Source organism: Dietzia sp. NPDC055877 (genome assembly GCF_053615975.1).
The window spans coordinates 64,956-78,147 of sequence record NZ_JBSHCV010000002.1; the positions used below are offsets into that span (position 1 = coordinate 64,956).

General features: G+C 69.4%; 10 protein-coding genes. 6 read left to right on the forward strand and 4 right to left on the reverse strand.

All coding sequences use genetic code 11. The features are described 5' to 3' along the window. Positions 1–3: 3 nt before the first annotated feature. Positions 4–1,611 carry a DUF222 domain-containing protein gene (locus ACWGLC_RS02485; protein ID WP_452098422.1) on the reverse strand — a complete coding sequence of 536 codons (1,608 nt, stop codon included), beginning with the start codon at positions 1,609–1,611 and terminating at the stop codon, positions 4–6. 239 nt (positions 1,612–1,850) lie between these two features. On the opposite strand from ACWGLC_RS02485, the gene ACWGLC_RS02490 reads away from it, so the two are divergent. From ACWGLC_RS02490 to ACWGLC_RS02500, 3 genes are all read left to right on the forward strand, one after another. Beyond that, on the forward strand, positions 1,851–2,198 hold the full coding sequence (locus ACWGLC_RS02490) for an ArsR/SmtB family transcription factor (RefSeq protein ID WP_452098423.1): 348 nt from the start codon (positions 1,851–1,853) through the stop codon (positions 2,196–2,198). A gap of 105 nt (positions 2,199–2,303) precedes the next feature. After that, complete coding sequence (locus ACWGLC_RS02495) at positions 2,304–3,293, forward strand: SRPBCC family protein (protein WP_452098424.1); 990 nt, start codon at positions 2,304–2,306, stop codon at positions 3,291–3,293. After that, positions 3,290–3,868 (forward strand): dihydrofolate reductase family protein, encoded by a 579-nt coding sequence (locus tag ACWGLC_RS02500; RefSeq protein ID WP_452098425.1) that lies wholly within the window; start codon positions 3,290–3,292, stop codon positions 3,866–3,868. Before ACWGLC_RS02495 ends, ACWGLC_RS02500 begins: the two co-directional genes overlap by 4 nt. Positions 3,869–3,885: 17 nt before the next feature. Here ACWGLC_RS02500 and ACWGLC_RS02505 read toward each other — a convergent pair whose 3' ends face one another. Beyond that, positions 3,886–5,637: a helix-turn-helix domain-containing protein gene (locus ACWGLC_RS02505; RefSeq protein WP_452098426.1), complete on the reverse strand. Its 1,752-nt coding sequence runs from the start codon at positions 5,635–5,637 to the stop codon at positions 3,886–3,888. 2 nt (positions 5,638–5,639) lie between these two features. Further along, positions 5,640–6,419 (reverse strand): enoyl-CoA hydratase/isomerase family protein, encoded by a 780-nt coding sequence (locus tag ACWGLC_RS02510; protein ID WP_452098427.1) that lies wholly within the window; start codon positions 6,417–6,419, stop codon positions 5,640–5,642. Between the two features lie 66 nt (positions 6,420–6,485). Between ACWGLC_RS02510 and ACWGLC_RS02515 the strand changes: the two genes are divergently transcribed. From ACWGLC_RS02515 to ACWGLC_RS02525, 3 genes are all read left to right on the forward strand, one after another. Beyond that, positions 6,486–8,165 carry an AMP-binding protein gene (locus ACWGLC_RS02515; RefSeq protein WP_452098428.1) on the forward strand — a complete coding sequence of 560 codons (1,680 nt, stop codon included), beginning with the start codon at positions 6,486–6,488 and terminating at the stop codon, positions 8,163–8,165. 63 nt (positions 8,166–8,228) lie between these two features. Then, a complete protein-coding gene (locus ACWGLC_RS02520) occupies positions 8,229–9,761 on the forward strand; it encodes a sodium:solute symporter family transporter (protein WP_452098429.1) in 1,533 nt (510 codons plus the stop codon). Next, positions 9,754–10,188, forward strand: a complete 435-nt coding sequence (locus tag ACWGLC_RS02525) for a hypothetical protein (RefSeq protein ID WP_452098430.1) — start codon at positions 9,754–9,756, stop codon at positions 10,186–10,188. The genes ACWGLC_RS02520 and ACWGLC_RS02525 overlap by 8 nt, the downstream gene beginning before the upstream one ends. Before the next feature lie 293 nt (positions 10,189–10,481). On the opposite strand, the gene ACWGLC_RS02530 is transcribed toward ACWGLC_RS02525, so the two are convergent. Next, positions 10,482–13,160, reverse strand: coding sequence for an ATP-dependent DNA ligase (locus tag ACWGLC_RS02530; protein ID WP_452098431.1), 2,679 nt, complete (start codon positions 13,158–13,160; stop codon positions 10,482–10,484). Between the last annotated feature and the right edge of the window lie 32 nt (positions 13,161–13,192).

Sequence of the window (13,192 nt, forward strand, 5' to 3'; positions counted from 1 at the left end):
GGCCTAGGCTGCCGACCGCCCCTGCTGCCCCGGCGGCTGCTCGGCGGATCCGCCCGTCGGCCGGAGCCGCTGCTCGGCCTGCGCCCGCAGGTACCGCCGTTCGGTGTGCCGGCGCTGCCGCCTGTGCGGCCGGCGTCCTGCCCCGGCTATGCCGTCGCCGGTCCGGCCGGCCTCCGCCGACTCCTGTTGTAGACAACTGCGCTCGGGGTGCCGCGGTGCGGCGAACTGCGCGAGCGGCCCGTTGGGGACGCTCATGATCCGCGTCCCGGGGTCCCGGTCGGGATGGTTCGGCCCGTGGATCCACACGTAGACCCCTTCGGTGTTCCGGTAGTACGCCCATAGGCCTTCGGTCTTGAGGCGATGATGCGTGCGGCAGAGACAGCCGAGATCGTCGCTTGTCGTGTGACCGCCACGGCCGGGTTCGTCATGGTCGAACGGGATGATGTGATCGAGGTCGGTCTTGTCCGCCGGGGTCTGGCATCCGGGAAAGACGCAAGTGCCGTCGCGGCCCCGGCAGAAGTGGGACAGTGCCTCCGAGGGGGAGTACCGGCGCGCCGCCTCGCTGTCCGGGTCGGCGAGAGTGTCCAGCGCGTCGAGCCTTCGTCTCGCCATGCGCTGCAACTCATCGGCGGTGTAGCCGGTGACCGGACCGTATCCCGTCAGGAACAGCCCGCGGAAGTCGGGATCTCCGTCGTCATAGGAATGGATGATCACCCGCCGAGCCGCCTCTTGCGCGGCCGGATCGGTGGGGTGGCTGCCGTCGGGCTCCGGCAGACAGGTCCAGCCGCGACTCAGGGCGAGTAGGCCGGCGGCTCGGAGTTGCCCGCTGGTCCGGGGATCGTCCGCGGAGACGGTGCGTACCAGCGCCTCGATGCGGTCGGCGATCTCGATGGCGTCCACTGCGGTGAGGGTCGCGGTGATCCGGGCGTGGTCGCCCGATATGGGCGTCATCCTCACGTTCTGATCACGTCGCGTCTGCTGTGCGCGCGCATCGGCACCGACGGGGTCGCAGGCCGCGACATGCTTGCTGAGCATCTTGCGCAGAGGTCCGATTCTGGGCGGGTGCGTCCGTCGCCTGGTCGGTGCGAGGCCCTCGCAGATGCGCCGGTCGAGTTCAGGGATCAGCGTGTCCTCGACCAGTGCGGTCTCCTCGGCGATGGCGTGGGCTGCCTGGGCCCCGATCCATCCGGTCGTCAGCAGAGCCGCGGTTCGCGGGAGCCGCTCGATCAATTCCACCGCTGTGGTGACGAGGCGGAATGCGCCGCGGCGCGACAAGGCCATCGACGCGCCCACCATGGTGGCGGCCGTGTCCAGCGGGTCGCGCTGCTCGTCGTGCTCGGTGGCCCTGCGAACGCAGGCATAGGCGTAGACGACGGTCCGGCCCTCGGCGGCATTGATCGCTCGTTGGGCGAGATACCCGCGTTGCTGTCCGGGGTCCCACCGGCCGAAGGCGTCCGGGACGAGCACCTCGGTGGCGGGGGCTGTGGTCGTTGTGAATCCCGGCGGCGGTTCGAATCTCTCCGCAAACTGAGCGGACTGAGCGAACTGCGTGTTGAGCGCCTCGGTCGAGGGGGCCGAATTCTGCGTGGTGAACGGGTAGGTGGTCGTCATGTGTCCGACTGTATGTTCGAGGTACGACATTGTTGGCTGCCAGGATTGCCGGGGCCAGTGAAGCCGGAATGCGACAAGTTCGGGGCGGGGGTGCCACTCGCGCGGCTCCGGCGCGTTGACCTGCGATGCCCTGGACCGCGCCTTCAGGGCAGTCCAGGTCAGGGCCCGGGGACCGGGCGGGAAAATTCCCCGGCGGCAGCCATTGACGGGCGGGCGTGGTCGGCCTAACGTGATACCAAATGGTTCTACATCAACCGTACGAGACGGACTTCAGCGATGCCGACGTCGACCGGATCTTCCGAGCGCTGGCTGATGCCACGCGCCGCGACATCGTCCGGCGCACGCTCGTCGAGGAGGCGTCCGTCTCCGAACTCGCCGAGCGGTACGCGATGTCGTTCGCGGCGGTCCGTAAGCACGTCAACGTCCTCGAGGAGGCCGGGTTGATCAGCAACAACCGCATCGGCCGAGAACGCCGGATCCGCGGCAATCCCGAGACCATCCGCACCGCACAGGGCCTGCTCACCAGCTATGAACAGCTGTGGCGCGGCCGTATCGACCGCCTCGATGCGTTCCTGGCCGAAGACTGAACGCCCCTGGTCGAGAACAGAGGAAGGAGGACCGCGAAAGGTACTGGCCCGCCGCGCCCCGCCACGTCCCACCACGCAGGCAGATCTCATCCCTGGAGGCTCACAATGCCCATCACCTCAGTAGTCAAGGACCCGGAGGCGCTGACCCTCGTCGTCGTCGCTGATTTCACCGTTCCGCTCCGGCGTCTCTGGGACGCCTACGCCGACCCGCGCCAACTCGAGAAGTTCTGGGGGCCACCCACGTGGCCCGCGACGTTCGTCCGCCACGACCTCGCGCCCGGCGGCCTGTCCGAGTACTACATGACCGGCCCCGACGGTGACCGCTCCGGCGGCTACTGGGAGTTCCTGGCGGTCGCGGAGGGACGCTCGTTCGAGGTCCTCGACGGCTTCACCCGCGACGACGGCGAGCCCAACACCGACATGCCGTCCATGCGTATGGTCTTCGAGTTCGCCGAGACGGACGGCGGCTCGCGCCTCACCACGACCACCCACTTCAACAGCCTGCCCGAACTCGAGCAACTCCTCGAGATGGGCATGGAGGAGGGCATGACCTCCGCCATGGGGCAGATCGACGACGTGCTCGCCGACCTGCGGAGCTTCGCCGCCGACCGCGCCACGAGCGCCCAACTGCTGTCCGACACCACGGTCCGGATCAGCCGGGTCGTGCGCGGGACCCCGGAGCAGGTGTGGGCCGCCCACCACGATCCGGAACTGCTGCGGCAGTGGTGCTACGGGCCCGAAGGCTGGGAGTTCACCGAATGTGTCACGAGCACGAAGCCGGGGGACCGGCACCGCTACGCGTACGCGCCGACCGACGGCACGGAAGGCCAGGGGTTCGCCCTGGTCGGCGAGCTGCTGGAGACCGACCCACCGCATCGCGAGGTGTTCCTGGAGACGATGGAGGGCGTCGACGGCCCGGCCACCCGCAACGAGCAGACGCTCACCCCCGTCGACGGTGGCACGCTGATCTCGCTCGTGGTGACCTACGACAGCCGCGAACAGCGCGACGCGATCCTGGGCACCGGCATGACCGACGGCATGGAGATCAGCTACGCGCGCCTGGAGGAAACTGTGCTGGCAGGAGGACGCCCATGAGGACCCTGATCATCACGGCATTCGTCTCGCTCGACGGCGTGATGGAGGCCCCGGGTGGAGAAGAGGGATACCGCAACGCGGGGTGGACGTACCGGAACGTGGCGTTCGACCCGGCCGCATACGAACTCAAGGGGCGGGAGCAGGAGGAGGCTGCGGCGCTGCTGCTGGGCCGCCGGAGCTATGAGGCGTTCGCGCCGATCTGGCCCACGATGACCGACGACTTCGCCCGCTACAACGAACTGCCCAAGTACGTGGTGTCGGAGACGCTGCGCAATGAGGATCTGGTGGACGACTGGGGGCCGATCGCCATCCTCCGGTCGGTGGAGGAGGTGGCTCTTCTCAAGGAGACCGAGGGCGGCCCGATCCTGGTGCAGGGCAGCGGGACGCTCGGGCACGCGCTCGCCGACGCCGGGCTGGTGGACCGCTACCACCTGCTGGTCTTCCCCCTGCTCCTCGGCGCCGGCAAGCGCCTGTTCAGTGCGGCCGACAGGGACGCGCAGTCGCTGGCGCTGGTCGAGCACGAGGCCTACGGGAACGGGATCCAGAAGATGATCTACGACGTGGTGCGCTCGTAGGCCTGGGCGGGAGCTGCTCAGGCCCCGCGGAGCTCGGACATGCGCAACGCGAGGCGTAGTTCGAGCGCGCGGTCGCCCCGCCGCCAGCCCGGGCCCAGGACGGCGTCGAGTCGCTCGAGCCGTTGATACACCGTGTTGACGTGCACGAACAGTCGCGCGGCGGTGGCCGACGGGCTGCCCTCGGCGGCGAACCACGCCTGCAACGTCTCGAGCAGGGCGGTGCCGCGCGCGCGGTCACTGGCGCGGACGGGTCCCAGGTGGCTCTCGATGAATCGGCCCACGAATTCGCGGTCGACCTCGCTGAACAGCAGGCCGTACAGCCCCAGCTCCTCGGTCGCCGCGCCGCCGCCTTCGCGGTCCAGTGCGATGAGCAGCCGGGCGGCCCGCCGGGCTCGTTCCACGTGGTCGACGACTCCGCCTCCGCCGTCGGCCCCGTCGAGTCCGGGCAGGCCGGCGATGGGGCCGGAGGCGCCGACCGTGGCGCGGTGGGATGACAGGCGGCCGGCCGCGTCCCGGGCGGTGGCGCCGGCGTCCGATCCGGGAAGGAGCATCACGGCCCGGTCGCCATAGGTGGTGACCAGCCCGCCGGCGGTGCGGGCGAGTGCGCGACATTCGGTCTGCAGGGCGCGCGTCATGCGGGCTTCTGGCGGGGTGATGACCATCGCGACGAGGTCCGAGTCCACATTCACCCCGAGCAGGTCGGCGCGCCGGCTGAGGGACTCGAGGTCGTGCTCGCCGGGGGAGAGGAGCTCGGCGAGCAGCTCGCCCCGCACGCGGTTGTCGGCCTCGTCGCGCGCCTGGTGGCCGAGGAGGAACAGGGCGATCACGGACGCGACCCGGACCAGTGCGACGCCGGCCGTCGGGGCGCCGCCGCGGCTGCCGAACGTGACGTAGCCGAGGTGGTCGGGGCCGGTGACGATCGGGGTGACGACGACGACGTGGCCGTCCACACGCCGGGAGATGAGTCCGGCCGGTCGCTCCTGGTCCGTCGTGACCTCGTGCAGGACCCTCAGGAGCAGGTCGACCGGCGGACCCTCGGTGGACCGGGCGGAGCCCAGCTCCCGGTGGGCGAGGTCGTACACGGCTGCGGTGCCGCCTTCGATGTCCACGAGCAGGTCCACGATCTCGGGCACCGTGGCCCCGCCCACCACCAGCTCGGTGAGTCGCTGATGGGTCTCGACGGTGGAGGCGAGGGTCGCGGTGCGGGCGCGTTCGGCGTCCAGGGCGTCGCGGGTCTCGTCGAGTTCCCGGCGGCGCCGTGATGCGCGTTCGGCGGCGGTGAGTGCGGCGGAGATCTGGTCGGCGAGCAGCGCGAGCAGGGTGATCTCGTCCTGCGCGAAGTCCCGTTCGGAGCGGTCCGAGGTGAACAGCATCCCGGTGAGGCGGCCGTGGGTACGGACGGGGACGCCGAGGATCGCCAGAACGCCCTCGTCGATGATGATCGGGTCGATGACGTGCGTGTACTGCTCGTCTGCCAGGTAGTTGCGGGTCCAGCGCGGGGCCATGGCTTCGGCCACCTGACCGCCTAGTCCGAGTCCCATGCCGAGCCGGATGGTGTCGAACTTGGGGCTGGTGGCGCCCTCGGCCATCCGCATGTACGTGTCGCCTCGCTCGGGGTCGAGCAGCATGACGTAGGCGAGATCGGTCCCCACGAGCTGGCGGGCCCTGCGGATGGCGATGTGCAGGACCGCGTCCTCGTCCTGGGCGGAGGCCAGTTCGGCGGCCGCGTCCAGGACGTCGCGGAGCCCGCGGGTGAGGTCGGCGGACACGGTCAGCGGCCGGTGAACCCGGCCTTGCCGGGACCGTTGTCGATGAACGACTGCATGCCGATCTGGCGGTCCTCGGTGGCGAACAGGGCCGCGAACAGGGCGCGCTCGATGCTCAGCCCGGTGTCCAGATCCACCTCGATGCCGCGGTCGACGGCTTCCTTGACCGCCCGGAGTGCGATGCGGGGGCCGCCCACGAACTGCCGGGCCCACTCGAGAGCGCGGGCGGTGGACTGCCCGTCGGGGACGACCTCCTCGACGGCGCGGAGTTCGAGGGCCTCGGCAGCGGTGAGGGTGCGGCCGGTCAGGCACAGGTCCTTGGCCACGGCCGGACCGACGAGCCGTGCCAGTCGCTGGGTGCCGCCGGCGCCGGGGATGATGCCGAGCAGGATCTCGGGCTGTCCGAGCTTGGCCTTTGACTCGGCGATCCGGCGATCGCAGCAGAGGGCGAGCTCCATGCCGCCGCCCAGGGCCGCGCCGGTTATCGCGGCGACGGTGGGCTGGGGGATCGCGGCCACGGCGGTGAACGCCGACTGCAGGTCGCGGGCCTCGGAGACCATCTGCGCATACGACATGTCGCGCATCTCCTTGATGTCCGCGCCGGCCGCGAAGACGCGATCGCTACCTGTGAGGACCACGGCCTCCACGTCGTCGCGCCCCGAGACCTCCGAAGCGACTGCACGCAGTTCTTCCTGCATCGCACGGGACAGGGCGTTGACCGGCGGACGGTTGAGCGTGATCAGGGCGACGCCGTCTGTCATATCCAGGGATAGGGATTCATACATCGAAGGGCTCCAAGACTAGGGGGAATCTCCATTGTATGTGAATCAGACCACTCCTACGGTCAGGGCATGCAGAACAACGTGAGTGAGGTCACAGATCGGCGGGCGGTTCCCTGGCGCCCGCCCCTCGAGCCCGACGGCTTCCACTGGGAGATCCCGGAGCGATTCAACATCGGTGCCGCGTGCACTGACGCGCATCCGCCGGAATCCCCCGCGATCGTGGTGGACCGCGGCGACGCCCCACCGGAGATCACGACCTTCGGCGACCTCGGCGCCCGTGCCCGCCGGCTCATCACCTTCCTGCGCGACCACGGGGTCGGTGAGGGCGACCGCATCGCGGTGATGTGCGCACAGTCCGCCGAGACCGCCGTGGCCCACATGGCCGCATATCTGATGGGCGCCATCGCGGTGCCGCTGTCGGTGAAGTTCGGCCCGGAGGCGGCCCTGTTCCGCATGGGCGACTCGGGCGCGGTCGCCGCCGTGTTCGACGCGGACTGCCACGAGCGTCTCGCCGACGAGCTCGCCGGGCTGCCCGAGCTGCGCCTCGTCCTCGTCACCGGGGCCGAGCCGGAGGCCCCAGCGAGACCGGGGGAAGATGCGCTCACCGTGCTCCCGCTGTCGGTCACGGACTCGGCCGACGTCGCCGTCGTCGTCCCCGACACCGGCCCCGACGACCCCGCGCTGCTCATCTACACCTCTGGGACCACCGGCCAGCCCAAGGGCGCCCTCCACGGTCATCGCGTGGTGCTGGGTCACATGCCCGGGGTGGTGCGCGCGCTCGACGGCTTCCCCCGGCCCGCCGCGACCGGTGAGACCGGCGACGTGTTCTGGACCCCCGCCGACTGGGCCTGGGCCGGCGGCCTCCTCGACGTGCTGCTGCCCAGCCTCTACAGCGGCGTCCCCGTGGTGGCCTCCGATCGTCGACCGAGCCCCGAGACCGTCGAGCACGCCCTCCGGCGACACGGTGTGACCTGCTCGTTCCTGCCTCCGACCATTCTCAAGATGATGCGTGCCTCCGACGTGGACTACTCCCGTACCGGACTACGGGCCGCGTTCTCCGGCGGCGAGGCACTGGGCGAGGCCGTGGCCGAATGGGCATGCGAGTCCCTCGGTGTGCGGGTCAACGAGATCTACGGGCAGACCGAATGCAACCTCATCGTGGGCACCTGCCACGCCCGATTCGACACCCCGCCCGGCTCTATGGGCCGTCCCACACCCGGGTTCGACCTGGTGCTGCTCGACGAGATCGGTCACCCTGTCGGCCCCGGGGCGGTGGGCGAGATCTGCGTGCGACTCCCCAGCCCCAACGCCTTCCTGCGCTACTGGAACGCCCCCGACAAGACGGCGGAGAAGACCGCCGACGACGTGCTGCACACCGGTGACCTGGCGACGGTCGACGACCACGGGAACTACTGGTTCTCGGGCCGCAACGACGACCTGATCTCGACCGCCGGCTATCGGGTGGGCCCCGGCGAGATCGAGGACCAGATCCTGCGGCACCCGTCCGTCGAGATGGTCGCGGTGATCGGCGTGCCGGACGAGCTACGGGGAGAGGCGATCGTCGCGTACATCGTCGCCGCTGACGGTGTCACCGGCTCCGACGAGTTGGCCGCCGAGATCCAGACCTTCGTCAAGGAGCGCCTGGCCTTCTACCAATATCCGCGGGAGGTCGTCTTCCTGGACGAGCTGCCCACCACCAACACCGGCAAGATCCGCCGGGCGCAGCTGCGCTCGGATCACGGGCGCTGAACCCTCCACTCTCCCGAAGACTGACTCCTTCTCAAAGACTGTCTTCTTCTCAAAGGATCTGCAATGAACAATCCCGTAGTCATAGGTGTGGTGCTGGCCTACTTCGTGCTGATGTTCGCCATCGGAGCGTGGGCCAACACCAAGATGAAGTCGGCGAAGGAGTTCCTGGTGGCCGGGCAGTCCCTCGGCTTCTTCGTGATGGCCATCGCGAGCTTCTCCTCCATCCAGTCCGGCTGGGGCATGGTCGGCGGCACCGGCCAGACCTACGCGTGGGGCTTCCAGGCCCTCATCGCCGTGGGACTCTTCGCGCCGTTCGGCTTCGCCGTGGCCTGGTTCCTGCTGGGCAGCCGACTTAACTGGATCGGCAAGAAGCACAGCGTCTACTCGGTGCCCGACCTCATCCGCGTGCGCTTCCAGGACAAGACCTCGCACGCCACCATGTCCGTCGCGGTGTTCGTGGCGGCTGTGGCCTACATGACGGCACAGGTCACCTCGATCGGAGTGATCATCTCGCTGCTGCTCGGCACCTCGGTCGCGACCAGCGCGTGGATCGGCTCCCTCGTCGTGGCCGCGTACACGATGGCCGGCGGCATGCTCGCGGCCGTGTGGACCGACCTCGTGCAGGGCGTGCTGATGGTAGTCATGTCCGTGGGGCTGTTCTTCTTCGCCATCCAGATGGCCGGCGGATGGGTCCCCATGCTCGACACCATCTCCTCGGCCAGCGCCGAACTCCTGTCGATCGACGGCGTCAAGTCGCCGACCTACATCTTCGCCTTCGGGTTGCTGATCTTCGTCGGCGCCGTGGGACAGCCGCAGCTGCTCACCAAGTTCCTCATGCTGCGCGACATGACCCAGCTCAAGTGGGGCGCGGCGGTGGCCGGCATCGCGTACGGCGTCACGACCCTGTTCTCGGTCGGGATCGGCCTGGCCACCCGGTCCATGGTGGTGACCGGGGACGCCCCCGAGCTGGCGAACATCGACGACACCGCCATCTGGTTCCTCGATTCGGTCACCCACCCGATCGTCGGCGGCATCGCGCTGACCGGGCTGCTGGCCGCGATCATGTCCTCGGCCTCGAGCTTCATCACCATCGGCGCGTCCTCGATGATGCGTGACCTGCCCTCCGCGTTCGGTATCAAGGTGGTCCGTGAACTGCTGTGGAGCCGCATCTCGAGCCTGGTCCTGGTGGTCCTGTCCGTGCTGCTCACCCTGTTCCTGTCCCAGGTGGTGTTCCTGCTCGGCGCGTTGGGGTGGGCCGCCTTCGCCGCGGCGATCGTCGGGCCCGTGGTGATGTCGATCTACTGGCATCGCGCCACGGCCACCGCTGCGACCGTCACTGTGATCTTCGCGATCGTCGGCAATCTCGTGATCAGTTCCCTCGCCGCACGAGAGGTCATCACGATGCCCGCGTACATGCAGGTCGGGGGTATCTCGCTGCTCGTGTCGATCCTGCTGTTCTACGTGGTCTCGCTCATGACCTCCAACCGTCACCCCGATGCCACGCTGGCCCACCTCTACGGCGGGTCGACCACGTCGGGCGATGGCGCGGCTGCTCGTGTCGTCGCCACATCCACCGAAAGGAACGACCATGTCTGAGCCCGTTCTCGACGCCGCCCTGGCCCCCGAGCCTGACCACAAGCGCGCGGACATGTTGATCCACGCCTTCGCCGCGGTCAGCGCGTTCGCACTGGTCGGCATGCTCATCGATGTGTGGCAGATGGTGTTCCTCACCGTGCCGCTGTTCGCGGTGGTCCTGATGCTCAAGGGTTCGTTACGCTCCGACGGCACCTGGGAGAGGCAGTCCACGATCGGGATCATCGGTCACTGCGCGGTCCTGGCCGGACTCGTGGCGTGGTCGATCCTGTCCTACAACAGCGACACCAATCTCTGGGGCATCCCTATGTCCATGGCCGTGATCGTCTACTTCATCTGGCCCTACACCGCCGTGGTGGCCGGACTGCTCTATGCGTTCGTGTTCGATCGCACCATCGACGAGAAGCGGCTCGCCGGGATCGCCGCCTGAGTCCGCCCGACCCCGACCGGCCCGCCTGGCCTTGGGTGCCCTGCAGGCGCCGTGCAGGGCGCCCCATGTCAGCGGACATACTTCACGCCTGATCCGGGCGGGGCTCGGGCGGGGCTCCAGGCGGGAAGTGGGCCCAGGACGTCGGTGGCCGCGGCCGTGATGGCAGCCCTCGTGGCACGGCCGCGCGGTGGCGCGTGCGTGACTGAACCGCCGTGACCTGCGGTGCCCTGAACAGCCTCTCCAGGGCGCCGCAGGTCAGCGGGGTCGCACTCGACTCGGGTACGGACGCGTGTTTACAGATCCCCGGGCAGCTTGTCGCGGCGGATGTCGCGCCAGGCGGGCTGGCGCATGTGGCCGTCGTCCGTAAAACCCTGATGGCGGACCTCCACGACGAGCCTGGGCAACACCCAGATCGCGTCGCGGCGCGCGTCGGAGGGCAATTGCCCGACGAACGGACTGGACTTGCGCCGCAGCGGTTCGAGTTCGTCGAGCATCGCCCGCCGCTGCCGGTCGGTGAAGCCGGTGCCCACCCGGCCGATGTAGGTCAGGCCGGTCTCCGTGGGCAGCCCGAGGAGCAGCGAGCCGAGCCCGCCGGAGAGGCCGCCCTTGCCCGGCCGCCACCCGCCCACCACGGCGTCGGTGGTGGTGAGCAGCTTCTGTTTGAGCCAGGCTCGCGACCGCCGCCCCGACTCGTACCGGGAGTCGCGACGCTTGGCGACGATGCCCTCCCAGCCGAACTTCTCCGCCTCCGCGAGGGCACGATCGCCGGGTCCGTCCAGCACTCCCGGCACCTGCACGCGCGGGACCTCGGCCAGTGGGGGCGTGAGCAGATCCAGTACCTCCCGCCGTCGCGACCATGGCTGCGAGCGTAGGTCCACGCGATCGAGCTCCAGTACATCGAAGACGAACAGATGCACCGGTGCGATCGAGGCATCCGTCCCCTCGGCCCCTGCCTGTTTGGCCAGCGCCGCGAAGTCCGGGACGCCGGCGGAGTCGAGCACCACGAGCTCGCCGTCGAGCACCGCCGGCCGGCCCAGCGCCTGCGCGAGACCGGGGAAACCGTCGGTGAGCCAGTCCATAACGTTGCCGTTGCGGCTGACCATGCGGGCCTGCTCGCCGTTCGTCGCCACCGTCACGCGGTAGCCGTCCCACTTGCCCTCGAACGCCCACTTCTCGCCGGGCAGCTCGGTCACCGTGGCGGCGGTGGGGATCATCGGCAGCGGGGGAGCGTCGGTTCGGTCGGCGCCGCCGGACCCGCTGCCCGAGTCGCCGGACGATCCGCCGCCCGAGCGCCGGGCGGCCCCCCTGCCCGACCCTCGTGCCCGCTTGTCGCCCTCGGGATACGACGACTTGGGGTTGTCGCGCCCCCCGTAGAAGGAGTCGGGCGACTGGTCCTTCATGTATTGCACGATCCACTGGTTCTTCTCCGCGCTGGTGCGCACGAGCACGTATCGGCCGGAGACCTTGTCGCCGTGCAGCCACACGATGATCTCGTCGGAGCGCCACTTTTCGCACTCGTACCAGCCCTGATCCCAGATGGTCATGTGGCCGGCGCCGTACTCGCCCTTGGGGATGGTGCCCTCGAACGTCTCGTAGCCGAGCGGGTGGTCCTCGGTGTTCACCGCCAGCCGCCGGTCCTTGGGCTCGGTCGGCAGGTTCTTGGGCACGGCCCACGACGCCAGCACCCCGTGGTGCTCGAGCCGCAGGTCGAAATGCAGGCGCCGGGCATGGTGCTCCTGGATCACGAAGATCGGCCCGTCGACGTCGTCGCGATCGGTCTCGACCTCACCCTCGAACGGCTCCGGCGTGTTCCGGCGATCCCGCTTGCGCCGGTACTCGGCCAGGCTCGTGACCACGGCGTCCTCGCTGGCGGGCTTGGCGTCGCAGCCCTCGACGTCGGTCGAGCTGGTGTCGGCGGGCTCGGGGTCCTCGTCATCGGACGACGACGAGCTCTTCTTGCCGCCCCTCGATTTCTTGGCCCGCGATGCCGAACCGGCCGAGGACTTCCCGCCTTCGGATCCAGCCTTCTTTGCCGGGGTCTTCTTCGCGGCCGATTTAGTGGCCGACTTCTTCTTGGCCGAACCGGAACCGGAACCTGAGCCCTCGAGCCCGTCGAGGAGGTCGCCGTCGGAGTCCAGCCGCTTGAGGACGTCGTCCCAGTGCAGGTGCGCGAGTCCGCCGTCGCCGAGTTCCTCCCAGGAGCGGGGCGCGGCGACCCAGGGTTCGGCGCGCCCTCGCAGGGAGTAGGGAGCGACGGTGGTCTTGGCGCCGCTGTTCTGGCTCCAGTCCACGAACACCTTGCCCGAGCGGATCGAGCGCTTCATGGTGGCGGTGACCAGGTCGGGCGTCTGCTTCTCCAATGACTGCGCGATCTGCTTGGCCACGGCGGCGGCGCTCTTGGACGTCACCGCCCGGTCCAGGCGGGCGTAGAGGTGGATGCCCTTGGAGCCGCTGGTCACGGGGAATGCGTCCAGCCCGGCCTCGGAGAGGAGGTCGCGGACGCGCAGGGCCACCTTCGCCGTGGTGTCGAGATCCACGTCCTCGCCGGGGTCCAGGTCGATGACGATGCGCCGTGTGCGCCCGGGCTCGGCGTTCTCGAGGGTCCACTGCGGCACGTGCAGTTCGAGGGAGGCCTGCTGCGCGAACCACGCCAGCGTCGCGGGGGAGTCGAGCACCGGGTAGCGAACGGTGCGCGAGGAATGCTCGATGGCGACCCGCGGTACCCAGTCGGGCGCGTGCTGGGGGAGATTCTTCTCGAAGAACGACTTGTCGTCTGTGCCATCGGGCCAGCGCTTGCGGGTGACCGGCCGGCGGCCGGCGTATGTCATGAGCAGCGGCGCGACGGCCAGGTAGTACTCCAGCACCTCGGCCTTGGTGGTGCCGGTGGTCTCGTAGAGCACCTTGTCGGGATGGGTGAAGCGCACGGTCTGCCCGTCGACCTCCACCGATTCCTTTTGCCCCTTGCTAGCCATGGCCCCACTCTCGCATCTGCGTCCGACGCCGG

Excerpts from the sequence above, each read along its gene's own strand:
- ACWGLC_RS02515 (WP_452098428.1), top strand. The coding sequence starts at position 6,486 with ATGCAGAACAACGTGAGTGAGGTCACAGATCGGCGGGCGGTTCCCTGG.
- ACWGLC_RS02520 (WP_452098429.1), top strand. The coding sequence starts at position 8,229 with ATGAACAATCCCGTAGTCATAGGTGTGGTGCTGGCCTACTTCGTGCTG.
- ACWGLC_RS02530 (WP_452098431.1), bottom strand. The coding sequence starts at position 13,160 with ATGGCTAGCAAGGGGCAAAAGGAATCGGTGGAGGTCGACGGGCAGACC.
- ACWGLC_RS02490 (WP_452098423.1), top strand. The coding sequence starts at position 1,851 with ATGGTTCTACATCAACCGTACGAGACGGACTTCAGCGATGCCGACGTC.
- ACWGLC_RS02525 (WP_452098430.1), top strand. The coding sequence starts at position 9,754 with ATGTCTGAGCCCGTTCTCGACGCCGCCCTGGCCCCCGAGCCTGACCAC.
- ACWGLC_RS02495 (WP_452098424.1), top strand. The coding sequence starts at position 2,304 with ATGCCCATCACCTCAGTAGTCAAGGACCCGGAGGCGCTGACCCTCGTC.
- ACWGLC_RS02510 (WP_452098427.1), bottom strand. The coding sequence starts at position 6,419 with ATGTATGAATCCCTATCCCTGGATATGACAGACGGCGTCGCCCTGATC.
- ACWGLC_RS02485 (WP_452098422.1), bottom strand. The coding sequence starts at position 1,611 with ATGACGACCACCTACCCGTTCACCACGCAGAATTCGGCCCCCTCGACC.
- ACWGLC_RS02500 (WP_452098425.1), top strand. The coding sequence starts at position 3,290 with ATGAGGACCCTGATCATCACGGCATTCGTCTCGCTCGACGGCGTGATG.